Raw genomic sequence first — 24,243 nt, forward strand, 5'->3', positions numbered from 1 at the left:
TCGTAATTCGTAATTCGTAATTCGTAATTCGTAATTCGTAATTCGTAATTCGTAATTCGTAATTCGTAATTCGTAATTCGTAATTCGTAATTCGTAATTAAAGAGGGTATAGCAGCCCACGGTGAATTAAAAATTCAGTGTCAACAAGACATTTGTTGAGAGTTCAAGCTTCCACTGATAGCGTAGCGGTAGCAAGTCCGCCAGCGTTATGATCTAATTACGAATTACGTTAGCGCAGCGCGAAGGAGTCCGCCAGCGTCATTATCAATTACGAATTGTTTTGACTATTTCCTTTTGGGATAAGCTCCTGACTGTACTCTGAAGGTTTGAATTTTACCGCTGCGGTTGACTTCGATAGCTATTATGTCCCCAACTGTGCTGGACTCTACGAACTTCTGAACTTGGGCTGAGTTTTTGACTGGTTTACCGTTAACTTTTTGAATCACATCTCCAGGAAGCAGTCCTCCACGCTTGGCTGGGGAATCCTCTGTGACTCCTTTAATCACAATTCCAGCTTCCTGCTGAATGTTCAGTTGATTTTCTTGATTAATCTGTTGTTTTCTGATGGGAGAAAGGTCTGCCATTTCAATTCCCAAGAACGGATGTTCTACACGCCCTTTGGTAAAAAGTTCATTGGCGATGCGGGCGGCGGTTTCAATGGGGATGGCAAAACCGAGTCCTTGAGCATCAGCGCGGATAGCAGTGTTAACACCAATTACTTCGCCTTGGGCGTTTAACAAGGGACCACCAGAATTACCAGGGTTAATTGCGGCATCAGTTTGGATAAAGCTGACTCGCTTATCTGGGACACCAACTTGAGTGCTGGTGCGATCTGTAGCACTGATGATGCCAATAGTGACAGTATTATCTAAACCCAGAGGATTGCCAATAGCGATCGCCCATTGTCCTGGTATTAAGTTTTGCGAATTGCCCAACTTTACTGTCGGTAAATGGCTCGCTTTTATTTTCACTACTGCCACATCTGTAACAGAATCAACTCCTACCACCTTCCCCTCTAGACTGCGACCATCTTTGAGGGTGACTTGTACTGTATCTGTATCTGCCACTACATGAGCATTGGTGAGTAATTCTCCATCTTCGCTCAAAATAAATCCCGAACCTGTACCGCGCTCAATGCGTTCTTGGGGAATTGGTTGCTCATCCTCTCCAAAGAATCGCCGCAAGAGGGGATTTTTCAATGCATCAGAGATGGGATTGGCGACTTTGCGAGTGGCGTTAATTCGTACCACAGCTGGGCCAACTTTTTGCACTGCCGTCGCAATAAAATTCACATTATCGCCCCCAGTAGCACCAATCGCTCCGTTAGAAGAATTTGGCACTACCGATTCTGGAGGCGAAGCCATTGTTACATTTTTTAACTGTCGGAACGAGGGATTTTGTAGCAGGAGATAGCGACTACCAAATAAACCTGCACCACAGCCGAACACCAGTAAGAACACATAAACGCCCAGTTGCTTTAAAGATAACTTCATAATCATTCTGCTTAAGGACAACAATGCAGTTGCTAATTTCTAAGTGTAGTCAAGCTAACGGTAAGTGGACAGATCAATTTACGATCAATTGGTCATAGGGCATGGGGTATAGGGGATTTGTACTGAGCGTTGCCGTCAAGCCTGCGGCATAGCTACGCTTAGGGCGCAGCCTCTCATAGAGAAGTATTAAGCATTGATTCTTCTCCTTGTCTCCCTCTGCTCCCCACTTCTCACACTCTCCATCTAAAATCTAAAGTTAATGCGCTCTTGACCTTTATACATGACTTTACCCTTTCGTCAACTGTTTCTCTGTAGCTTAGTTAGCGCCTTGAGCCTAGTATCCATACTGCCAAACACCAACAGCGCCAACGCTGCTGTGGGTGGTTGTCCAACTCCAGCTCTATCTCGCTTCCAACGCCATAAAGTTGTTCGTGGCGAAACTTTGGAGAGCATAGCGCAGCGCTACAATCTCATGCCTACAACTATTATTGGCATGAATCCAGCTTTACAGAATGGTGCGATGTCTACGGCGCGTTCCACCTACGTAGCCGTTGGTAGTGTACTTCAAATTCCTCCCTACAATGGGATTGTAGTCGAAGTGCCTCGTAGTCAAACTTGGCGACAAGTAGCGGCACAATACAAAGTTCGTGCTGATAGCCTTTTTGAGGTGAATGGCTGCCAACAAGACCCCAGAGTTGTGTTTGTTCCGGGGGTAAATTGGTCACCCAATGGTGTTGTAACTAAGTCCCCTTTACCTACTGATGCAGGTACGCCAAACCGTGCATCCCTGTCTGGATACCCCTTGGCACAAGTAGTAACTGTGGGATTACCTTACGGCTGGCAAATTAATCCTGCTACAGGTGAAGTTTTCTTTCATAGTGGTGTTGATTTGTTAGCACCAGTTGGTACAGATGTGCTAGCGATCGCACCTGGAACTGTAGCTTTTGCTAATGACCAAGGTTCCTATGGCAAGTTGGTCATTATTAACCATAGTGGCGGACTTCAAAGCCGCTATGCCCAGCTTGACAATATCAAGGTTACTGTCGGTCAGCAGGTGAGCAAAGGAGACTTACTGGGAACAGTAGGTACTAGTGGAAAACCAACCTCCAGTCAATCACATCTCCATTTTGAAGTGCGTTCTAGCTCATCTCTCGGTTGGGTAGCACAAGATCCAAAAGGTTATTTGAAGAAATGAGGGATTAGGGATTAGGGAGTGGGGAGTGGGGGATGAGCAAGCAGGAGGAGATAGGGAGACAAGAGGATAGAATAACCATGCCCTATGCCCTATGCCCCATGCCCAAATGCTATTGATTTGCTAGATTTTACGATGTGCATTCCTGCCTCTGAAAATCTTGTAAATGCCGCATCTGCCTGTTCCGTGTAGTCCACAATATCTAGAACGACAACGGGGGAAGTGCAATCTTCTAGTAAATAGATTTTTTGAGCAAGGGTAGCATCTACCTGTTTAATTTCTGTTAATAAATCCTCAATTGTCCACGCAACACAATGACTTTTAGCTTGCCCACCAATAATTACAGCATCAAATTCTAAAAGTTGCTTAATCAGGCGCGTGTTTTTTTGAGCAAGTGGACGTTGTTCAAAATCTTCTAACACTTCTGGACGTAAGATGGAATAGTTTTCTGTTAATGGGTTCTCACCTTTTATTTCAAATTGCGTTTGACTCTGACGAGCAATGCCGTGAAAAAATATTGCTTCTTCTACTGAAGAAACTAAAGCATGACCAATGCCGCCCAACATAGAATGATAAGGCCAAATTGTGAGGGGATATTTACCGTCTTGGCTTAGTTTTTTAACGTAATGGTAAGTATGTTTTTCTAATAATTCATAATTTCCATTAGTAACACTGTCAGCAACTGCTGGGTTAACTCTCCAGATTCCTTGTTCGATATCTGTTAGGGTGATGTTAGTCGCTGCTGGAGTAGGATGTTCTCTGGCGGCGTTCACCCAAAAGATGGGATGAAAGATTTGCGTTGCTGTGTGGGTGTCTAGGGTGGGTACAATTTGTGTAATTACTCCCAAATTCCGATATATAAATTCACACAATCTGACGTTATCATCCACTGCCCCTTTCCCAGATTTTCCACCTACAAATAATTCAAATCCTGGGATACAGAAGGTGTTTTGGACATCAATTAATAGTAAACAAATCCTGGTTTTATCTAAAGATGCTGGTTTGATGTCGTGCTTTTGTGCCCATATTTCGCCTGCTGCTGCACATTCTTGGTAAGGTACGCGCCATACTTCTCCTACCTTATTGGAGTTAAAATGTGGGGGAATTGGTAGTTGGGTTGTTGTTTGGGTATTCATATAATTCTATATTTATGTTGTAATTATTAAGCTTGCCCTTAGTTAAATATAATATAATGCTTTACTTAGAAAAACTCATTATGGGAACCTAAAGTGAGCAACAAAATTTCTTCCTCTACTGATTCATAATTTGTAACAAATTTAAATAAAATTCGATTACGATAATCAATATTGCTAAAACATAAATTTAGCTAGCGCTCTCATCTAAACTCCGCAACATCACCAACCGTTCATCTAACCATTCATCTGTAAACCAACCATAAGGCAAAACATCGCCAACCGCATTTGTGTTAATTCCCATAAACTAAATATGAGCAGCTTTCACAAACATAAGAATTGATATTAGCGTTCTTTTAAGACAGTCGCTACGCCTAGATTTATAAAAACAAAATCGGAAACATTGGTTTCTGAATTTTATCTCGTGAGAGTCATAGAACAGCGTTAGCTTTGAGTGTGAGAGTGTTATGAAAGCAAACTATCTCCAAGGAGTTTAGCCTGATGGAAACAGCAGATGTCATTGTGATCGGCAGTGGTCAAGGAGGCATTCCACTGGCGGCTGATTTTGCCAATGAGGGACGTAAGGTTGTCTTGTTTGAGCGGGATGCTTTAGGCGGCAGTTGCATCAACTATGGCTGCACTCCGTCTAAAGCGTTCTTAGCAGCCGCTCATACAGCAGGGCGATCGCGCCAGGGCAAGAAGTTAGGCATCCACACGGAGATTGAAGTGGATTTTCCCGCTGTCATGGAGCGAGTTCGGGGAATCCGCAGCAGCTTTAATCAAGGGATTCGCAAGCGATTGGAGACTGCGGGTGTCAAAGTCATTTGTGCCGAAGCTTCCTTTGTGGGAGAACGGACGGTTAAAGGTGGGGATGTTACCATTCAAGCTCCTCTGGTAATCATTAACACGGGCACCTCATCACTGATTCCTGACATTCCCGGACTTGTAGGAACTCCCTACCTGACCAACCGCAACTTCTTTGACTTGAACACCTTGCCAGACCGTTTATTGGTAATTGGAGCCGGCTATATTGGCTTGGAATTGGGACAAGGACTCGCGCGTTTGGGCAGTCAGACCCACTTAATTGTCCGTGGCGATCGCGTCCTTGGGCAGGAAGAGCCTGATGTCAGCGAGGTCTTAGCAGAAGCATTAAAGCTGGATGGGATTAAGCTCCATTTTGGAGTTAATGTAAATCACGTTGCCCATGAGAATAATGTGTTTAGGCTGACCCTGAGCAGTGGCGAACAACTCCAGGGAGAAGCGTTGCTGGTTGCGATTGGACGGAAACCCAATACAAGTGCATTAAATACAGCCACCAGCGGAATTGAGCTAGACGATCGAGGGTTTATTAAAATTGACGACCAGTTCCATACCACCTGTTCTGGAGTCTATGCGATCGGGGATGCTGCCAAACAGCCTGCCTTTACGCATGTGTCGTGGGAGGACTATCGCCGCTTAAAAGCAATTTTGTGTGGAGAAAACCGGACACGGAGCGATCGCGTCCTTGGCTATGCGATCTATACAGAACCCCAGGTTGGACGAGTGGGTATGACGTTAGAACAGGCTCAGAAACAAGGCATCAATGCGTGTGCTGTCACCTTACCCATGAGCCAAATTGCCCGTGCGATCGAGTGGGGGCATGACCTTGGATTTTATCGTATGGTGATTGACAGCGACACAGACAAAATCCTGGGAGCAGCCCTGGTGGGGTACGAAACTGCTGAACTGGTGCATGTATTTTTATCCCTGATGGAAGCAGGAGCAACTTGGCAGTTATTAGAGCGATCAGTTCACATCCATCCCACCTATGGTGAAGCTTTACCCAGTCTGGCACGGTTGCTGCTTGGAGATAACATGCCAGGGTGTCCGAATATGTGAAGAGGTTTTCTCTTCTTTATTTCTCCAGCCACGCCGATAAACCCGCAAAATATACTTTTTTCTCTCAGCTTCGACTAGATAAATATCGTTTAGCCCTCGCTTGTATAACTTACAGCTATGAGCCGGAAGAATCGGATAGTCACGGAGTACAGTTGTAATTCAAGCTGCACCAGTAAGAATTGAGCGAATTACAGGTATCAAAGATTGCTCCATACAATTGTCGTGTTGCTGATAGTATTTATAACTCAGCAAAAGAGCGATAACTTCTCTACGAGACGCTGCACGAACGTTCAGCTTCTCTATGAGACGCTCCGCGAACGCTAACACTACTCACTTAGAAGAGCTTTTAAGCAGCATATCTTTAAATTGCTCTTTATTTCTTTGCCTGTCTCATTCTCCATTTTTTTTCTACCTAAATTGTCCAAAAAAGTCGTAGCTGTGGCAATCTGGGAAACAGAGATTTATCAAATCTAATATTTTAGTGACAGCAAATTTACCTAATCAGGTTATGCAAACTCTGCCCATAGTAGATACTTCAAATACTACATCCAGTCAACCTAGCTTTGATACAACTATCAAGCGGCGTAAAACCCGTCCCGTTAAGGTGGGAAATGTCACCATTGGCGGTGGCTACCCCGTTGTAGTGCAGTCGATGATTAACGAAGACACTCTTGATATTGATGGTTCCGTGGCTGGTATTCGTCGTCTGCACGAAATTGGCTGCGAAATTGTCCGCGTCACAGTGCCGAGTATGGCTCATGCTAAAGCTTTAGCAGAAATTAAACAAAAATTAATAAAAACTTACCAAGACGTGCCCATTGTGGCTGATGTCCATCACAATGGGCTAAAAATCGCTCTGGAAGTCTCTAAGCACATAGAAAAAGTGCGGATTAATCCGGGCTTGTATGTTTTTGAAAAACCCAACGTCAATCGAACCGAGTATACTCAATCAGAATTTGAAGAAATTGGCGAAAAAATCCGCGAAACCTTAGAACCTCTGGTAGTTTCTTTGCGCGACCAAGGTAAATCGATGCGAATTGGGGTAAATCACGGTTCCCTTGCTGAAAGGATGCTATTTACCTACGGTGACACCCCAGAAGGCATGGTGGAATCTGCCATAGAATTCATTCGTATTTGTGAATCTTTGGATTTCCGCAACTTGGTAATTTCCATGAAAGCCTCACGAGTACCGGTGATGCTAGCCGCTTATCGCCTGATAGCCAAACGCATGGATGAACTGGGTATGGATTATCCGCTACATTTAGGCGTTACGGAAGCCGGTGATGGCGAATACGGGCGAATTAAATCCACGGCTGGTATTGCTACCTTACTTGCTGATGGCATTGGCGATACAATTCGCGTCTCACTTACAGAAGCACCAGAAAAAGAAATTCCCGTTTGTTATAGCATTCTCCAAGCTTTGGGATTGCGAAAAACGATGGTGGAATACGTCGCTTGTCCTTCCTGTGGACGCACTTTGTTCAACCTAGAGGAAGTGCTGCACAAAGTCCGGGAGGCCACTAAACACTTAACTGGTCTTGACATAGCGGTTATGGGTTGCATTGTCAATGGGCCTGGAGAAATGGCGGATGCTGACTATGGTTATGTTGGCAAAACACCTGGTTACATTTCTTTGTATCGTGGTCGAGAAGAAATAAAAAAAGTCCCAGAAGATAAAGGTGTAGAGGAATTAATTAACCTCATTAAAGCTGATGAACGCTGGGTAGAACCTTAAATGGAGTGGGGGCAGGGGGAAACAAGGAGAATAACCAAATGCCCCATGCTCAAAAATTTTGTATCTTTAAATCACCAAGGTCGCTGGATTGTCAAGTATTTTGTTTAAATTAGGAATACATGCTCGGTCTGTACAGTGGTAGCCTGTGTTAGATTGAGCATACTGACTATATATTTTCCCTCTGACGCAGCTGTCATTATGGTGATTACAAAAAGTAGGCTTGTTTTGGGTGCTACGGCAGTGACACTCTCCACGATCGCTGTTACTAGCCTTGGCATTCATTCGCGAGGTCAGGCTTTATTTAAAGCAAGTCCCAAAGAATTGGTAGATGAAGTTTGGCAAATTGTTCAACGCCAATATGTAGACGGTACTTTTAATCAGGTAGATTGGCAGGCTGTTCGTAAGGAGTACTTAAGCAAGTCCTACAGTAATCCGCAGGAAGCGTATAAGTCCATTCGGGAAATGCTCAAAAAGCTAGAAGACCCATACACCCGGTTTATGGACCCAGCGGAATTCAAAAATATGCAAGTGGATACCTCTGGAGAACTCACAGGGATTGGGATCACGATCAGTCAGGATGAAAAAACCAAGCAATTGGTTGTAATTGCGCCAATCGAAGATACACCAGCATTTAAAGCTGGTGTTTTGGCAAAAGATGTCATCCTTAAAATCGACAACAAAAGCACCAAGGGGATGGATACCAATCAGGCAGTATCCCTGATTCGAGGTGAAGCAGGATCGCAAGTCAGCTTAACGATTCAGCGCAATGGTCAGACAAAACAATTTGACATCAAACGGGCGCGGATTGAAATCCATCCAGTTAAATATTCCCAAAAGAAAACTCCAGCAGGTAACGTTGGCTACATTCGCCTGAACCAGTTCAGCGCCAATGCTAGTAAAGAAATGCAAAGCGCCATCAAAGATTTAGAAAGCAAACGGGTAGCTGGATATATCCTTGATCTACGTGGAAATCCAGGCGGCTTACTTTTCTCTAGTATAGATATTGCCCGGATGTGGCTGAATAAAGGCACAATTGTTTCCACCATTGACCGTCAAGGTGAGCGAGAGCGAGAAGTGGCAAACGGACGTGCTCTAACAAATAAACCGTTGGTAATATTAGTGGATAAAGGTTCAGCTAGTGCCAGCGAAATCCTTTCCGGGGCGTTGCAGGACAACAAACGTGCTACTTTGGTAGGAACTCAAACCTTTGGTAAGGGATTAGTGCAATCGGTGCGTCCCCTAGAAGATGGTTCAGGATTAGCAGTGACAATTGCTAAATACCATACGCCCAATGATAGAGATATTAATAAGCATGGTATTGATCCAGATATAAAGGTAGATTTGACAGATGCCCAGCGACAGGATTTGTGGCTCAACGAACGTGATAAACTCGCTACCCTCGCAGACCCCCAATTCGCTAAAGCAGTGGAAGTGATAGGTAAAAAAATTGCTGTTAAAGGCACAGCCACAGCAGAAAAATGAAGAGTTAGGAATAAAGTTAGGAGTGAATAGTTAGGAGTTAGCAATAAAATCCATCATTGCTAACTCCTAACTTATACTGGTTGGCACTTTCCAGACCTAATAAGTCCGACACGCCGAGCGATCGCTTCTCCTTGCGAACTAAAAGGCCCCCACTGTTCTATAGTTTCTAGATCATCGTCTGCAACTTTGTCGCTGGCGAAGATTTCGCAGTTACCAGCAGAATATTTGACAATATACCAAGTTTGTGATTCATTCATGCTTGAAATAAAAAATTTGTTTTTTACTGTAAAAATTTTACGGCATAGATAGAAGATTTTCGCACAGATGCGATCGCACCGAAGTTAATTGCCAAAGTCATTTGGATATGATTTAGACATAGCTCTTGTAACGGCGTAGAATTTTCTCTACTGACAGAATATCGTTACTAGAGCTTTTTGGCTGGTGCAAATTCGTTTCACGCCAAGCAGCATATCATCATCCTGTAGACCAATTAATTCTCCAGGATGATTGATTATATGGAAACGCAAGGTTTCGCTTTTCTACAGAATTTTTGATTTTGTTTTGGTGCATTGGGTAGTTTACCACAGTGGAAAAATAACTACAGTCATAAATTTGTTATTTGTCCTTGGCTAACTACTCATGAATTTTAATCAAAAGATAAAGTGTATTTAAACAAGTAGATGAATTAATGTATGTAATACTTTTGAAATTAAGTGGATTGATATGCGTTTACCTATCATTATCAGTGCTGGATTATTGCTATCTTTAGGTTTTAACCTACCAGTAATGTCCAAATCTCCCATAGAGATAGCACAATCGCTAGCGAGTAATAATAACTTGAATTTAAGGCGATTACAATTTAATCGCCATTTGTGGAATCAGCAAAATATTTCCAACTATCGCTATACATTTAGTAATGGATGCTTTTGTATACCCGATGCTAGGGGGCCAGTAGTCATTGAAGTCCGTAATGGTCAAACAATTTCCATTACTTCTGTAGCTACAGGTGAAGTAGTTAATCCAGAATTCTTTCAAAACTACAAAACAATTCCTAAGCTGTTTAATGTGATTCAAGATGCTATCAACCGTCAAGCCTTCAGCCTGAATGTGAGTTACAGCCCTGGACTTGGCTATCCAACCCAAATTGAGATCGATTACAACAGCCAGATAGCTGATGAAGAAATATATCTCACAATTGAGAATTTTGAGGAAATTAAATAGCCACCGCAACCAGAAAATTAGATATTAAGGCAATAGATACCGATAACCTTCATCATTAACTGCTGGCGTTCAAGTTTCTATATGCTGGTGTGTGAATATTTTAGAGGAAAAGGCGATCGCACTAGATCGCCCTCATTTATCCCATCAATTAAATTTCCTCTCAGAGAAAATATTGGCGTTGCTGATTAGATGCATGAATCTTAGTGTAGAGATGCAAAATTTTCAGGACTTATGTAAAAATCCTCTCAAACTCTCATTCCTCCGTGACCTCTGCGTAAGTCCTAATTTTAAGCTATCGCTCATCAAGAAAGTAAGTTTTTTAATTGTTAACTCTTGCCGAATCGAGATTTGCGGCTATTGTGTCACTACATATTTATCATTAGAAAAATCTTTATTTTTGTATCACTGAATGCTTGATATTGAAGCGAAGAACTTGGACACTGTTTTTGTCATCAAGAGTACAAAAACGTGAAAAAAATCAAGATTTTCAAATTTCTACTGCCATTTGTAACGGTAGTTTTATTCATAGTTGGGTTGGCACAGATTGTACCAGCCCAGTCATCAGTAAGTGTTCACCTAACCCTTGGTAACCCCAGCAACGCTGGAACTTCTAGCCAAAATAACTACTTGTTGGTAAAACCACAGTATGTAATTGGCTACAACTGCGGAACAGGTAGACCAAATTGGGTGTCTTGGCAGTTGAATAGTAGTTGGTTAGGTAGCACACCGAGGCAAGATACTTTTCGGGCTGATACAACACTTCCTTCTGGGTGTTATCAAGTTCAATCTACCGATTTTAGTGGAAGTGGGTTTGATCGTGGTCACATGACACCTAGTGCTGACAGGACTAGTAATGTTACTAATAATTCTGCCACTTTTTTGATGAGCAATATGATTGCTCAAGCGCCAGATAACAATCAGGGAATTTGGGCAAACCTAGAGGATTATGCCAGAACTCTAGTAGGACAGGGTAAAGAACTCTACATCATATCTGGTGGATATGGGATGGGCGGTACTGGTTCTAACGGAACGTTCTATACAATAGCTAATGGACGGGTTCAAGTCCCTAACAGAACCTGGAAAATTATTGTTGTATTAAATACTCCCGGTTCAGGCCTTGGTGGCGTGACAACCAGTACGAGAGTTATTGCTGTCAATATTCCCAACGCTCAAGGGGTGCGAACAGCGAATTGGAGAAACTATCGGGTTAGCGTTGACTCATTAGAATCCCTAACTGGATACAATTTTCTCTCACAAGTTTCAACATCTATTCAGTCTGTAATAGAAGCGCGAGTGGATAATTTATAAGTTGGGATAATTTTAAAAACGAGAAAGCCTAGCTGCACAGATGGCTAGGCTTTTATTTAAATAAATTTCCCAACTGCTTACTAGGTTTCAACCAGTTTTGTTACTACTCCAGCTAAGTCACCGTCTTTAGTTTGTCCTATGATATAAGCGTCAATATTTATTTGTCCAACACGATAAACGCTGATATCACTAAGATTATCTTTAAGCGTCTGGATAAGCGTTTGAAACTTTTCAACATCTTTTTTCTGTAATTCATTGTGCCACTCTTGTTCAAATGCACAATTACGAAAGAGATATTCCAAGTCTACTATTTCTACTGGCAGGTCTTGAGAACCTGTTAGCTGTAAAATTTTTTCCTGGGTTGCAGGTGCAGCACCTTTCCACTGAACAACCTCAAAAGGGTAATCCGACTCGCTCATCATTAACAAGCCAGTACTAGCTTCCTTCAGTTTTTCGACAATTTCACCGCTCATAGTCATCAGTTTCTAGCAACGCTCATACTGTATCATTCAACTAGCAGCAAAGTGGAAATGAGAAATTTTTAATATTTTGTATTATGAGCACTACAAATTACAGATTCTTTATATCCAGCTGTAGCAATTTAGTTTACTCATGTAAACTAAAAATAAAGTTATGTTTTGAAGTGTTAGGTCGAACCCATTGATACCTAATCGCTAAAATTGAGGACGCTCTATAAAATTAAGAACACCCTTTATGAGTGTCCTTATATAGAAAATCAATATGGATTCTAGATAAATCAAAAATTACTTGCTGTTGCGTTACCATCATTTCCATTGCTGTGAATGATACGTTTGGCAAGTTTTTCTTTCACTTCCTGGAGATGGTCGTATTTTCAGTGGAAAGAACCAACGCTGAAACGATCACACCTTACTAGCAAATAATGTATCGTGTATGTTTGATACAATTGAGATTATATCAAACCATTGACCCGATCAGAAAATTTTAAGGCCTCGAGGTTCCTGTTTATGGCTGGATCATAATAGGCACTGTGCTTTTTTCAGAACCAATAATTACAAGCTTAGAATTATTAGATTGAGCTAGCTTTTCTGTGGCTTCAATCGCTCGTAATTGTAGCACTTGGTTACTAAGTCCACCTGAGAGGATTTTTTGGGAATCAGCTATACCTCGCGCTTCAATAAGCTTTCGTTGTGCCTCTTGACGCTCTTTCTCTAAAACAAATTTCATCTGCTGATTTTCTTGCTCTGTTTTGAGTTTGTTTTGAATTGCAGCTTGTAGAGTATCAGGCATTTTTATGTTTCGTAAAAGAGCTTCCTCAACGATGAAACCCAAAGCCGGTATCTCTTGGGTAAGTTGTTGGTCAATTTTTTGGGCGATTTCTTGGCGTTTGGTAGAGTAAATAGCATTGGCTGGGTAGTTTGCCGTGATGGCGCGGACAGTAGAGCGGAATCTGGAAATTACCAGTTGTGTTTCATCAGTTCCAATCGTTTTATAGACTGTAGCTGCCTTTTGTGGATCGAGCTTGTATTGAAGACTGACATCAAGATTTAGGCTCAAACCTTCTTGAGATGTTGCATCTACATTTTCCTTTATATCTTTAAAACGAGTAGAAAAATTCAGCACCTTGCTAAAGGGGTTAAGCAAGTGGACACCAGGATTAAGAGTAGTTTCGGGAACCTCACCAAATAAATTGACGACACCGACATTACCAGGTGGGACAATCACCAAAAGTCTAGAAAAAGAATTCAGTACTGCAATACTGCCAATCAACATCATAATTGTGCGTATAGCTAAACGTGACCTTCCACCAGAGATGCTATGTGTATTGAGATAGACGAGAATTGCAATTAGGCTAGTGACAAGAGAAACTATAAAGCCCATGAGTTTTTTCTGTGTAGTTAAGACGAATATACTTAATCACATAATTCCCAAACGCTTTTATGAAACTCATATCATTTCAGACAAGTTAGAGGTTTACGAATCCTTTTACAGATGTAAAAAAGACTCCCGATTTCTCTCAGAAGTCAGGAATCTCAGCCTTGGAGCGATGCCTACGGTGGGCAAAGCCTACGCTACTCTAGATTAATTCCCAATCCAAAATTACTTACCGTTGCCGTTACCACCATTACCATTGCTGTGAATGACACGTTCGGCAAGCTTTTCTGGTACTTCTTGGAGATGGTCGTATTCCCAGTGGAAGGAACCAACGCCAAGAGTGAGCGATCGCAGCTCTACAATAAAATTCTGCATCTCAGCTTGTGGCAAGTATGCAGAGACATTATCCCAGCCTTGCCAATCATTTCTTCCCTCATAGCCTAAAATTTGCCCCCGTCTACCACTCAACAGTTGCAGCACTTTGGAGGTAAATTCGCTCGGTGTGGTAACATCTACCCGCAGAATTGGTTCTAACAAGGTAGGTTCTGCTTGGGGTATCCCCGTTTGCATTGCCAATCGGGCCGCTTGTTTAAAGGCTTGTTCGGAACTATCAACGTTGTGATACGAACCATTAGTCAGAGTTACCGCCAAATCTACTATTGGGAAGCCCAAAGGCCCATGTGTGAGAAATTCCCGCACGCCCATTTCTACGCCAGGAATGTACTGTTTCGGAACCACACCGCCGACAATGGTTTCATTAAAGTTGAAACCTGTACCGCGTGGTAAAGGCTTGATTTCGAGAAAAACATCACCAAACTGTCCGTGACCACCACTTTGGTGTTTGTAGCGCCCATGAACTGAAGCCACTGTTTTGCGGATGGTTTCTTTGTAAGGCACTTGTGGTAAGTGCGTTGTCATTGGCAAGTTATATTTGCGGCGCAGTCTGTCTAAAGCGACTTGTAAATGAATCTCGCCTTGACCCCAAAGAATAACTTCGTGGGTATCGCCATGTTGTTCCCAAGCAAGTGAGCAGTCTTCTTCTAATAACTTGGTAATAGCACTGCTGAGTTTAACTTCATCGTTGCGCTTTTCTGGTGTAATGGCGAGAGCATACACTGGTTCCAACTCTACAGCTTTGGGTAATTTTATTGCCGACTGCTGTTCTATAGAGATTGTATCGCCTGTCTTGATTCCTTCTAAACGGCTCAATGCGACAATTTCACCAGCATTAACTTGGTTAACTGACTGCTGTTGTTGTCCCATGAGGCGGTAAATTCCACCAGTGCGAATGCCATTGAGGACAATGCCATCAGTTAATTTGCCTCGCCAAACACGCACCAGAGAGAGCTTGCCACCTTGGGGAGTGTAGTAAGTTTTTAATACCTGCGCTAAAGCTGTATCACCTTTTATGTTTTTTAAACGACGTTCTGCTGTGGTTTCTGGTTCGGGGGCTTCCCGTAACAAAGCTTCTAATAGAGGTCTAACACCATAATCTTGTTCTGCTACACCAAAGAAAACGGGCACTACTAAATCTGCCCCTAATTCCATTTTTAAATCTTTGAGGATTTCTTCTTGAGGTGGCTCAATGTCTTCTAAAAGTTCTTCGAGTAAATGGTCATCAAAATTTGCTAAGGCTTCGAGCATTTCTGCTCGTGCTGTGTGTTCTTCTTCTTTTAAACTTTCGGGGAAGGGAATGGGGTCAGCAGGTGCGCCTGGATGATATTGATATGCCTGTTCACTCACCATATCAATAAAGCCGGTGAGTTGTTCCCCGTTCATGATGGGATATTGATGTGCTACCAGGGGACGGCTAGATACTGCTTTGAGGGCGTGCAACGTTTCCAAAACGTGAATATTTGCCCGATCCATTTTGTTGACGAAGACAAGGTGGGGAATTTCCCAATCGTCGAGGAATTTAAATAGAGGGGCGAGGGTGAGAACGCGATCGCGTATGGGTTCACAAACTACAATTGCCGCATCTACTCCGATTAAAGCATTGTACGTCTCTTGGGCAAATTCTACACTTCCCGGACAGTCAATAAAGGTGAAGCGTATGTCGTTATACTCAGTGCTAGCGGCGCTGACTTCTACACTCATGTGGCGATCGCGCGACTCGGCAGAACTATCTCCTACTGTATTGCTGTCCTTAACACTCCCTTTGCGAGAGATTGCCCCTGTGACAAATAACAAGCTTTCTAGTAAAGTGGTTTTTCCACTTAAATAAGGCCCGACAATTGCAACATTCCGCGAACCCGATTTTACTTTTTCGTTCATAAAACCTCCCTTGCGGTAAGTTTTTCCTAACCGCACGATTCTGTATATATCAGGGATAAAAAATGGTTCTCTGGAGTCAAAATTACCCCTTCTTTAATTTGCTATTATCCTCCCTTTAATCGAAAGTTAAAAAAATTGTAGCCTGTCGTAAGATTTAGCTTAAGAAAAGTTAATAAATACAAATTTTTATGGCAAATTAAAAATATTTGTAAAAAAGTTTTGATGAAGTAAATTTAACTGAAAGTGTTGCGAGTCAGAAAATCAATGGCATTATCATTCTTTAAATATCGCATAGCCGGGTTAGCAAGTTTGACTCTGCTCGTTGTTAGTATTTCCTTTCCCTCTCTTTCTCTAGCTCCTCCTGTTGCCTTAAAGCTGGCACAATCTAATCCTAAAACTGCCATAGACTGGTTAAACCAAGGCTTACAGGCAATTCAGGCGGGAAGGGTACAAGATGCGATCGCAGCCTTTAAACAAGCAACCCAATTAGATCCAGCATTAGCACCAGCGCACTATAATTTAGGGCTAGCATTCCGACAAACGGGACAATTGCAACCCTCTGCGGATGCATTTTATCGAGCGACGCAAGCCGGTCCTAAATTTGCTCCAGCTTTTGCGAATTTAGGTGGTGCGTTGTTAGAAGGGAATAATTTACAGTTAGCTAACGATTATTTGCAACGCTCGTTAGAACTTGATCCCAAACTCGGATTTGCCCACTATAACTTGGGGTTAGTACAAGAACAGCAACGAGATTGCGAGCGAGCGATCGCATCTTTTAAAAAAGCCATAGAATATAGCAAAAATGCACCAGAGCCTCCTTATCATATGGGGATGTGTTATCTCCAACAAGGCAAACTCGATCAAGCCAAAGATGCTTTTAATCAGGCAATAAAAATTAATCCGAAGTACCCCGAAGCTTACTACAATCTCGGTTCAATTTGGTTTCAGCAACGCAAATCACAAGAAGCATTAGAGGCTTTTAGAAAATCAGCCGAAGCTAACTCTAACTATCCTAATGCTTATTATGGTGCAGGGTTAGTTTTTATGCAGTTACAGCAATATGGAGATGCAGTACAAGTATTGCAATTTGCTAGAGATTTATATAATGCTCAGGGTAATCCTCAGTGGGCGAAAAATGCCGAACAATTGTTGCAACAAGCACAAAATTTAAATTACCAACCTCGCTGATGCGCAAAAACTTAATATTGCATAACATAAAACTATTGGGTTGACTCGCTGGTGTTGTCTGAACTTGTCCCGATTGGAAAAAACGTACATGCAAAAGCGCCCGAAGAGTCGATTTTTATTTAGCGATCGCTGGCTTGATCGGCAATCAATTGTTCGCAACATGGAAGCCTTTCAAGACTTAATTGTGATTGTTTTGTGTTTGGGTTTGTTCGCCGTCATGCTAATCCAATTGTGGGGGATAGCTATCGCCCTCACGCAGCCACTAGACTATAAACATGTGACTGCAAAAATACTATTTGTGTTGATTTTAGTCGAGTTATTTCGACTATTAATGGTCTATTTGCAAGAACATAGTATCTCTGTAGGAGTGGCAGTTGAGGTAACAATTGTATCTCTACTGCGAGAGGTAGTAGTTCACGGAGCGCTGGAAATTTCTTGGGTTAATACGCTTGCAATTTGTGGTTTGTTGTTTGTTCTGGGTGGACTACTCGTGGTCTGTGCTAAGACACCACACATGGATTGCATGAGTGCTAACACTAAGTTTTGCCCGATTGTGTATAGAGGGGGTAGGGAACGGCAAAATGATTTGGAATTACAGTATTCACGTCAATGTGATGAAAATCAACCTCTTGGATAAATTCTTATGAAAATGGGGAGTGAGGAGTGAGGAGTGGGAAAAAGCATTTTCTTACTCTCCACTCCTTTGCTTAAAGCTGTATCAGTAACTTGGATGCATCTCAAATCTAAAATGGTAGAACTTACTTTTGCAAGGTACTTCCGACGTATTGAAATATACTCTTTTTGGAAGATGAATCGCTCTTTAAGGGTGAGTATAAAGTTAATTAGAAATTCTAAAAGAGGATCAGGTAATGACTACAAACACAGGTAACGGACAATCTCAAGAACCAATTAGCAACTTGGAGTATGATTTCGTCACAGTTTTGCATAACAAGGCTGAAGCCGTTAAAGCTTACGATATTTACATTAAAGATGCAGAGCAAGTAGGTTCCCAGCCTTGTGTAGAGTTATTCCAAAAATTGCGCCAATCTGATCTTGAGCAAGCACAAGAGGTTCGCCAACATCTACAACAAGTGATGCAACACGGTAAGATGTAACCCAGGTTTTAAGTGCGTAAGCGTAAGCCCGTCGTGGACATCGCCTCTGGTTTAGCTAAAACAAAAAGAGGCGATGACTACGACGGGTCATTTTGCGTCGCTCTCGCTGATTACATTAGACGCAAGCAGTGCCCATTATCAGCTAGACTGATTCTGGGCTGTTTGCTGTACTTGCGCCACCGTTAAATCAAGAGCCACCGCCACTTGTTCTACACTCAATCCTAATGCTAACAACCGGGGAATAGCTTCTAACTTAGCTTGCTGCTTACCTTCCTGCCGACCTTGTTGCCGACCTTGTTGCCGACCTTCTTCTAAGCCGTCTTCCTTGATTGATTGATACATCCTTGTCTTTTTGAATTCGTCGTCTATACCCAACATTTCTGCTAACTCCTCTCGGCTTAACCGAGTAAATTTGTACAACAGAATAGTCTCTATCAATTCTACAATTTGCTTGGTGGTGGCTTCATCTGCCAGTTGTTGCTTTGCTTGTAAAATCAATTCTCTACCTTTGTCAACGGCTGTTTCTTCCCTTTCGATAATTAATTTAACGATCGCAACTTGAAGTGAGTTGTCTTCTGAATCTAATTCATCTAGATAAATGCGTTGTACTTGTGAACTGTTTAGCAGCAACTGATACGGCTGTTGGTCTTGCGGATCTAAACTTCGTTGCGGATAGATGACAACAGCACGCCAAAAATTGACTGATTCGTTTTGACGCAAGTAAAGAAAGATTTCAGCAAAGAAGCGTCTATAAAAAGTTGAGTCTAATTGAAACTGAACTTCAACAAAGTAAAGTGGTTGGTTTGTGGTTTCACTTGTAGGGATGAATACCCCATCAATCCTAAAAGCAGTTTCTTTTACTTCAACTGAAACAAATTTATAGGCGTTGGCATTCACAGTCGTATCGCCAATTATGGCAAAAAATATGCTAGGAAAAGCTTGAAATAAGCTATAAAATATTTTGTCCGTTTGCACCTGGATTTAGTCAAGCGAAAATTAGATATTGAAAGTTTATCAAAAATAGTGTGTACGTGTCTGATTAAGCATTAAAAAAAGCAGATGAAACCATCTGCTTTAATAAAAGATTCGTTATCTTATTTACTTGGATACGATACTAACTGATTAAGTGGAGCAACCCCAGCCAAATCTAAAATTGGCGCGATCGCATCTTCTCGCTTCACCGCCATCATGTGGACACCCTGGCATAATTGCCTCGCTATCTGCACTTGCTCGGCGGCAATTTTTATCCCTTCCTCAAAAGGATCTTTAGCTTTTGCCAATCTATCAATAATATGTTGGGGAATATTTACGCCCGGAACACATCTATTAATAAACTGGGCATTTTTTGCCGATTTCAACAGAAAAATTCCTGCCAAAATCGGTTTTTTATAACCAGCGGCAATGGTATCCATAAACTTTTCTAGCCGCTCAAAATCGGTAATCAGCTGACTTTGAAAAAACTGCGCTCCGGCTTCGATTTTGCGTTCAAATCGACTTTGCAAACCCGACCAACTCTTACATTGTGGATCTACTGCTGCACCAACAAATAAATCTAATGCTCCATCAGTCAAGGGTTTCTCGTTGCAATCAACGCCTTGATTCATTTTCCTAATTAGTTGCAGCAGTCGCACAGCTTCCAAGTCAAACACTGCTTTGGCATCTGGATGATCACCTGCTTTAACTGGATCGCCAGTCAAAGCTAAAATATTACGGATACCTAAAGCATGAGCGCCCATCAGATCAGCTTGTAAACCAATGCGGTTGCGATCGCGGCAAGCAATTTGACAAATCGGCTCTATGCCGTTTTGTGACAAAATGACCGATGCCATTAACGAAGACATCCGTAATACTGCGCGGCTACCATCAGTAACATTGACAGCATGAACCCTTCCCTTAAGAGTCGCCGCCATTTGAATCATGTGCGCTGGATCTCCCCCTTTTGGCGGTGCTACCTCAGCAGTAACTAGAAATTCACCTGCTTGTACAGCTCTGCGGAAGGCTGTGTGGCTATGGGTGTGATGCATAACATTAAGAATTTCAATTTCTTAAATGGTATAGCAAGTCACACCGAAAAGGGAAAACTTATAGAGGAAGAGAGTAGCCTAAAGCAGCTTTTACTTGTGATAAAGTTTGATTTGCGATCGCTCTAGCTTTTTCCCCTCCATCCCGCAACACAGACTCTAAATAGCTTTTATCCTCTGTTATCGAGTGATATTTTTCTTGAATTGGTTTCAGGGACTCAATAATTGTGTCCGTCAACAATGGCTTGAATTGTCCCCAGCCCATATCCTGACACTCAACTGCGACATCTTCCTTTCTCTTCCCAGAAAGCAATGTATACAGCGTTAACAAATTATTACACTCTGGACGCGCTGGATCATCGAAAGTCAGTCCACGAATCGGATCGGTTTTACAACGTTTAATCTTGTATTGAATCTGTTCTGGTGAATCTAGCAAACTGATTCGACTTAACTCCGAAGGATCAGACTTCGACATTTTACGTGTACCGTCCGCTAAACTCATTACCCTTGCCCCTTCCTTGCGAATCAAAGGGTCTGGTAACTTCAGAACTGGTTGATCTGGTTTACCAAATTGGTGATTTAACCGAGCTGCAATATCCCGTGTCAATTCCAAGTGTTGCTTTTGATCTTCACCCACCGGCACTTTATCCGCTTGGTAAAGCAAGATATCAGCTGCCATTAGCACAGGGTAATCTAATAAACCTGCACTCACATTTTCTCCTTGTTTAACAGCCTTTTCCTTGAACTGGATCATGTCTTGCAGCCAGTTTAGAGGTGTAATGCAGTTGAGCAACCAAGTGAGTTCACTGTGGGCCGAAACGTGGGATTGTACAAAGATGGTGGAGTGATTTAAATCAAGACCACAGGCTAGATAGAGAGCAGCAAGAGTGTAGGTATCAGCTGCCAACTGTGTTGGGTCGTGTGGCACTGTAATCGCGTGCAAATCAGCCACAAAAAGGTAATTTTCGTATTCGCTCTGACCTTCTACCCAGTTGCGAATGGCTCCCAAGTAGTTACCTAGATGGTAATTGCCCGTTGGTTGAACTCCAGAAAGAACACGTTGCTTGCCCATAAATTCCAATTTAATTATCTCAAATCCGCGCTAGTAAAATGGCGATGTCTGGCGACAAGTCGCTTGCGCCTACGCAAAACTCATTTAATTTTGACATTTTCCAGGTCAACTCGCCGTTGTGGGATGAGAGATTTTAACTCAACTCGGATTGCTATAAAAACTCTTTACGAAGGAAAACGATAACTTAGTGTGTTAACCACAGCTTGTTGAGTGGGCATTGCAATGCTTTACTGTAGTCTGTTGAAGTCGATGCAATGGCATTGTTGGTCGATGCAATGGCATTGTTGGTCGATGCAATGGCATTGTTGGTCAATACAATGGCATTGTTGGTCAATACAATGGCATTGTTAGTCGATGCAATGCCATTGTTAGTCAATACAATGGCATTGTTAGTCAATACAATCGCATTGCAAGAGGTTGCGTTTACATAACACGGCAATACAAATACTAAATCGCAAAACTCCGCAATTAAACGTGATTTCGACGTTTTATTACAACGGCGGTAATCCTGCTAATTAATTAAAAATTATATTTGCATCTGCAAATGTCTATCTAAAGACAGATAGATAAAGAATAGGGGTAATGGGATCGTAGCATCATCTCTGCAATCGGCATCCAAAACACGGATTGATCAAAAGTAAAAAAATTTTCCAACCAAAATTTAATTAGAGGACTACAGCAATGAAAGTACTCTTACTTTACCCCCGCTTTCCCAAAACGTTTTGGTCTTACGACGAATTCATGAAAATAGCGGGGCTTAAAGCATTTATCCCACCGTTAGGGATTCTAACTGTTGCCGCTATGCTACCAACAGACTGGGAAGTTCGGTTTTATGACCGCAATGTTAATCAAGAAACAGATGCTGATTGGCAATGGTGCGACATCGTGATTCTTTCAGCGATGCTTGCACAGAAAGAAGATTTTCTCGCCCAAATTCACAAAGCAGCGCAGCTGGGGAAAAAAGTTGCTGTAGGTGGCCCTTATCCAACATCAGTGCCAGAACCTGCCCAAAAAGCAGGAGCTAACTATTTGATTTTAGATGAAGGGGAGATTACAGTTCCGCAATTTTTAGATGCGATCGCTAAAGGTGAAGAACAAGGAACATTTCGCGCCCTTGAAAAACCAGATGTCACCCAAAGCCCTATACCTCGCTTTGATTTACTCAAACGAGATGATTACTTAATGATGGCAATCCAGTTTTCTCGCGGTTGTCCTTTTGAATGCGAATTCTGTGACATCATCAATCTATACGGTCGCAAACCACGTACCAAAGAACCCAATCAAACTCTAGCAGAACTCCAAACCCTCTATGACTTAGGCTGGCGCGGATCTCTGTTCGTAGTGGATGATAACTTCATTGGCAATAAACGCAATGTAAAACGCCTTTTACAAGCATTAATTCCGTGGATGGAGGAACGGAATTATCCCTTCACCTTCCTAACCGAAGCTTCCGTCAACCTAGCAGAAGATCCTGAGCTATTAGAACTAATGGCTAAAGCTGGTTTCTACGCAGTCTTTTTGGGTATTGAAACACCAGATCAAGACAGCCTGCAAGTCACCCGCAAGTTTCAAAATACCCGCAATCCGCTATTAGAAGCCTGTCGTACCATCAATGAAGCTGGATTGCTGATCTATGCAGGATTTATCATTGGTTTTGATGGCGAAAAGTCTGGCGCTGGAGAGCGAATTCAAGCTTTTATTGAAGAAACCAGCATTCCTCAACCAATGCTAGGTATACTGCAAGCCCTTCCCAATACTGCCCTCTGGGAAAGACTAAAACGAGAGGAGCGATTATTAGAAGGATTTGGAGGTTTGGAGGTGGGGGATCAGAATTCTTTAATGAATTTTGTTCCTACCCGGCCGATGGCTGAAGTTGCTAAAGAATATTTAGAGGCAATTTGGAAAATATACGAACCCAAAAACTATCTCCGACGTTGTTTTGAACAATGTCTGAAGATTACACCTAATCCGCAACTACAGCAGACAATGTATTTTCCTCCTGGTAAAGGACTGCGATTACTTGCACACTTGCTCTGGCGACAAGGCTGGCAACGGCAGGAAATTCGGGGTCAATTTTGGCAACAGCTTTGGGCTATTCTCCGTACTAAGCCCCAATTTGTAAATATGTATTTGGGTTTATGTGCTGCTGGTGAGCATTTTTGGGAATACCGCCTTTTAGCTAGAGAGCGCATTACTGAGCAGTTAGGATTTGATCCGCTTACCACGCCTACCCCTGTTGAAAAACCATTAGTCACAATTTAAGGTTAGTTGATTGTCGAGCGATCGCTAATGTGTTTTTATAAATAGCGATCGCATTAATTTTGTTCACAAAAACCAAACTTTTAAATTCGATTTACCTCTCTGCTAAACCCACCTGTCCACCAATTAGCCCCAAAAATCCTGTTCCAGAGTGTTGAATCTCCAAAAAACTTGCTTGCTCTGATGAGGTTTTATAAATCCGAAATGTCTTCATAATTCCCAAGGTTGCAGCACTTTCTAGAGGCCCAACAAAGCTAATATCCCGGTCAAGGAAATAAGTTTGATTAGCCCAATGAGTCATCTGATTTGCATTCAAAAAATAGCAGCCTGCGTGAGGATTGAGGGCACGACAAAAGGTAATTGGTGCATTCATAATTGTACCTTTGAGTTCCTGTTGCTCCTGCACATTTTGAAAGGGAGCCGTTACTCGTAAAGCCAAATCCCCATCAATGTAAGCTTTATGAACCAAACCGTAAGGGGAGACTTCATAACGATTTGGCTGGAGCAAATTTAAATCACCTGCTTGTTGGGTAAACCAGTTTAATTTTATAAAAAACCAAGGGTCATGGATAATTAGGTCATCTTCCAAAAAGCAATAGTAATCATATTGACCGAGACAACTTTGCAGAACAGCTTGACACTCAAAACCCAAAAGCAGAGGTTCTACATTAGTAGAATGATGCTTATATAAAGATGATGGTAAAGGAAGCTGATTCAAAAGATGATTATCTTTGGTTGTACAAATAACAATATCTAGTTCGTGAGACTGCGGTTGGTTGGCAGGAAAAGCTATTCGTTGAGCAATGTTGATGATACTTTGAGATTTACCAAATAATTGGTGTAAAGCGGCAAGGCTTTTAGCTAAAGCCTGCAAGCGTGGTTGGGGGTCTTTGCATTGGGAAGCATGGCGACCCTCACTGCTAGGTTTGAAAAAATGGGCAATAGTAAAAATAATTCGCATTTTAAATATCGCTTTGATATTTCTCTGTCATTTGTCCTTTGTTGGTTGTAACTAATG

22 protein-coding genes are annotated in these 24,243 nt (G+C 42.1%); 12 read left to right on the top strand and 10 right to left on the bottom strand.

What is annotated here, in order from left to right; genetic code table 11:
- Positions 1 to 284: 284 nt before the first annotated feature.
- Positions 285 to 1,493 carry an HhoA/HhoB/HtrA family serine endopeptidase gene (locus F8R90_RS02245; RefSeq protein WP_196509225.1) on the bottom strand — a complete coding sequence of 403 codons (1,209 nt, stop codon included), beginning with the start codon at positions 1,491 to 1,493 and terminating at the stop codon, positions 285 to 287.
- A gap of 280 nt (positions 1,494 to 1,773) precedes the next feature.
- Here F8R90_RS02245 and F8R90_RS02250 point away from each other — a divergent pair, with 280 nt between their 5' ends.
- The gene (locus F8R90_RS02250) at positions 1,774 to 2,688 is read left to right on the top strand and encodes a M23 family metallopeptidase (protein WP_196509227.1); all 915 of its coding nucleotides are present in this window, start codon (positions 1,774 to 1,776) and stop codon (positions 2,686 to 2,688) included.
- Between the two features lie 89 nt (positions 2,689 to 2,777).
- Here the strand turns inward: F8R90_RS02250 and F8R90_RS02255 are convergent, their stop codons facing one another.
- On the bottom strand, positions 2,778 to 3,821 hold the full coding sequence (locus F8R90_RS02255; protein WP_196509229.1) for an isochorismatase: 1,044 nt from the start codon (positions 3,819 to 3,821) through the stop codon (positions 2,778 to 2,780).
- A 498-nt stretch (positions 3,822 to 4,319) separates the two neighbouring features.
- Here F8R90_RS02255 and F8R90_RS02260 point away from each other — a divergent pair, with 498 nt between their 5' ends.
- The 3 genes from F8R90_RS02260 (at position 4,320) to ctpC (ending at position 8,913) form a co-directional block, all read left to right on the top strand.
- Positions 4,320 to 5,696 carry a dihydrolipoyl dehydrogenase family protein gene (locus F8R90_RS02260; protein ID WP_196509231.1) on the top strand — a complete coding sequence of 459 codons (1,377 nt, stop codon included), beginning with the start codon at positions 4,320 to 4,322 and terminating at the stop codon, positions 5,694 to 5,696.
- Between the two features lie 508 nt (positions 5,697 to 6,204).
- Positions 6,205 to 7,431, top strand: a complete 1,227-nt coding sequence (gene ispG, locus F8R90_RS02265; RefSeq protein WP_196509316.1) for a (E)-4-hydroxy-3-methylbut-2-enyl-diphosphate synthase — start codon at positions 6,205 to 6,207, stop codon at positions 7,429 to 7,431.
- A 198-nt stretch (positions 7,432 to 7,629) separates the two neighbouring features.
- Complete coding sequence (gene ctpC / locus F8R90_RS02270; protein ID WP_196509233.1) at positions 7,630 to 8,913, top strand: carboxyl-terminal processing protease CtpC; 1,284 nt, start codon at positions 7,630 to 7,632, stop codon at positions 8,911 to 8,913.
- Positions 8,914 to 8,984: 71 nt separating this feature from the next.
- On the opposite strand, the gene F8R90_RS02275 is transcribed toward ctpC, so the two are convergent.
- Positions 8,985 to 9,170: a transposase gene (locus F8R90_RS02275; protein WP_196509235.1), complete on the bottom strand. Its 186-nt coding sequence runs from the start codon at positions 9,168 to 9,170 to the stop codon at positions 8,985 to 8,987.
- Positions 9,171 to 9,636: 466 nt separating this feature from the next.
- Here F8R90_RS02275 and F8R90_RS02280 point away from each other — a divergent pair, with 466 nt between their 5' ends.
- The gene (locus F8R90_RS02280) at positions 9,637 to 10,134 is read left to right on the top strand and encodes a DUF6174 domain-containing protein (RefSeq protein WP_196509237.1); all 498 of its coding nucleotides are present in this window, start codon (positions 9,637 to 9,639) and stop codon (positions 10,132 to 10,134) included.
- Between the two features lie 468 nt (positions 10,135 to 10,602).
- Entirely contained in the window at positions 10,603 to 11,442 is an 840-nt protein-coding gene (locus F8R90_RS02285) for a DNA/RNA non-specific endonuclease (RefSeq protein WP_196509239.1), read from the top strand.
- An 80-nt stretch (positions 11,443 to 11,522) separates the two neighbouring features.
- Here F8R90_RS02285 and F8R90_RS02290 read toward each other — a convergent pair whose 3' ends face one another.
- Complete coding sequence (locus tag F8R90_RS02290; protein ID WP_196509242.1) at positions 11,523 to 11,915, bottom strand: nuclease A inhibitor family protein; 393 nt, start codon at positions 11,913 to 11,915, stop codon at positions 11,523 to 11,525.
- A gap of 511 nt (positions 11,916 to 12,426) precedes the next feature.
- On the bottom strand, positions 12,427 to 13,302 hold the full coding sequence (locus F8R90_RS02295) for a prohibitin family protein (protein ID WP_196509244.1): 876 nt from the start codon (positions 13,300 to 13,302) through the stop codon (positions 12,427 to 12,429).
- Here F8R90_RS02295 and F8R90_RS32610 point away from each other — a divergent pair.
- Positions 13,301 to 13,507, top strand: a complete 207-nt coding sequence (locus F8R90_RS32610) for a hypothetical protein (RefSeq protein ID WP_230966053.1) — start codon at positions 13,301 to 13,303, stop codon at positions 13,505 to 13,507. The two genes, F8R90_RS02295 and F8R90_RS32610, sit on opposite strands and share 2 nt — an antisense overlap.
- 14 nt (positions 13,508 to 13,521) lie before the next feature.
- On the opposite strand, the gene F8R90_RS02300 is transcribed toward F8R90_RS32610, so the two are convergent.
- The gene (locus tag F8R90_RS02300; RefSeq protein ID WP_196509247.1) at positions 13,522 to 15,570 is read right to left on the bottom strand and encodes an elongation factor G; all 2,049 of its coding nucleotides are present in this window, start codon (positions 15,568 to 15,570) and stop codon (positions 13,522 to 13,524) included.
- Between the two features lie 264 nt (positions 15,571 to 15,834).
- Between F8R90_RS02300 and F8R90_RS02305 the strand changes: the two genes are divergently transcribed.
- The 3 genes from F8R90_RS02305 (at position 15,835) to F8R90_RS02315 (ending at position 17,873) form a co-directional block, all read left to right on the top strand.
- The gene (locus tag F8R90_RS02305) at positions 15,835 to 16,758 is read left to right on the top strand and encodes a tetratricopeptide repeat protein (protein WP_196509250.1); all 924 of its coding nucleotides are present in this window, start codon (positions 15,835 to 15,837) and stop codon (positions 16,756 to 16,758) included.
- 88 nt (positions 16,759 to 16,846) lie between these two features.
- Complete coding sequence (locus F8R90_RS02310; protein ID WP_196509253.1) at positions 16,847 to 17,395, top strand: phosphate-starvation-inducible PsiE family protein; 549 nt, start codon at positions 16,847 to 16,849, stop codon at positions 17,393 to 17,395.
- 232 nt (positions 17,396 to 17,627) lie between these two features.
- A complete protein-coding gene (locus F8R90_RS02315) occupies positions 17,628 to 17,873 on the top strand; it encodes a hypothetical protein (protein ID WP_196509255.1) in 246 nt (81 codons plus the stop codon).
- 138 nt (positions 17,874 to 18,011) lie between these two features.
- Here the strand turns inward: F8R90_RS02315 and F8R90_RS02320 are convergent, their stop codons facing one another.
- The 3 genes from F8R90_RS02320 to trpS form a co-directional block, all read right to left on the bottom strand.
- Positions 18,012 to 18,848 (bottom strand): Rpn family recombination-promoting nuclease/putative transposase, encoded by an 837-nt coding sequence (locus F8R90_RS02320; RefSeq protein ID WP_196509258.1) that lies wholly within the window; start codon positions 18,846 to 18,848, stop codon positions 18,012 to 18,014.
- Between the two features lie 119 nt (positions 18,849 to 18,967).
- Complete coding sequence (locus tag F8R90_RS02325; RefSeq protein ID WP_196509261.1) at positions 18,968 to 19,897, bottom strand: methylenetetrahydrofolate reductase; 930 nt, start codon at positions 19,895 to 19,897, stop codon at positions 18,968 to 18,970.
- A 58-nt stretch (positions 19,898 to 19,955) separates the two neighbouring features.
- A complete protein-coding gene (gene trpS, locus F8R90_RS02330) occupies positions 19,956 to 20,966 on the bottom strand; it encodes a tryptophan--tRNA ligase (protein ID WP_196509264.1) in 1,011 nt (336 codons plus the stop codon).
- A gap of 254 nt (positions 20,967 to 21,220) precedes the next feature.
- Here trpS and F8R90_RS02335 point away from each other — a divergent pair, with 254 nt between their 5' ends.
- Positions 21,221 to 21,397, top strand: coding sequence for a hypothetical protein (locus tag F8R90_RS02335; RefSeq protein WP_196509267.1), 177 nt, complete (start codon positions 21,221 to 21,223; stop codon positions 21,395 to 21,397).
- 250 nt (positions 21,398 to 21,647) lie between these two features.
- Positions 21,648 to 23,228, top strand: coding sequence for a B12-binding domain-containing radical SAM protein (locus F8R90_RS02340; RefSeq protein ID WP_196509270.1), 1,581 nt, complete (start codon positions 21,648 to 21,650; stop codon positions 23,226 to 23,228).
- Positions 23,229 to 23,319: 91 nt separating this feature from the next.
- Here F8R90_RS02340 and F8R90_RS02345 read toward each other — a convergent pair whose 3' ends face one another.
- Positions 23,320 to 24,186, bottom strand: a complete 867-nt coding sequence (locus F8R90_RS02345; RefSeq protein ID WP_196509272.1) for a calcium-binding protein — start codon at positions 24,184 to 24,186, stop codon at positions 23,320 to 23,322.
- Positions 24,187 to 24,243: the final 57 nt, after the last annotated feature.

Origin of the sequence: Nostoc sp. NZL (assembly GCF_015714705.1) — a bacterium.
Classification (GTDB): domain Bacteria; phylum Cyanobacteriota; class Cyanobacteriia; order Cyanobacteriales; family Nostocaceae; genus Nostoc; species Nostoc foliaceum_A.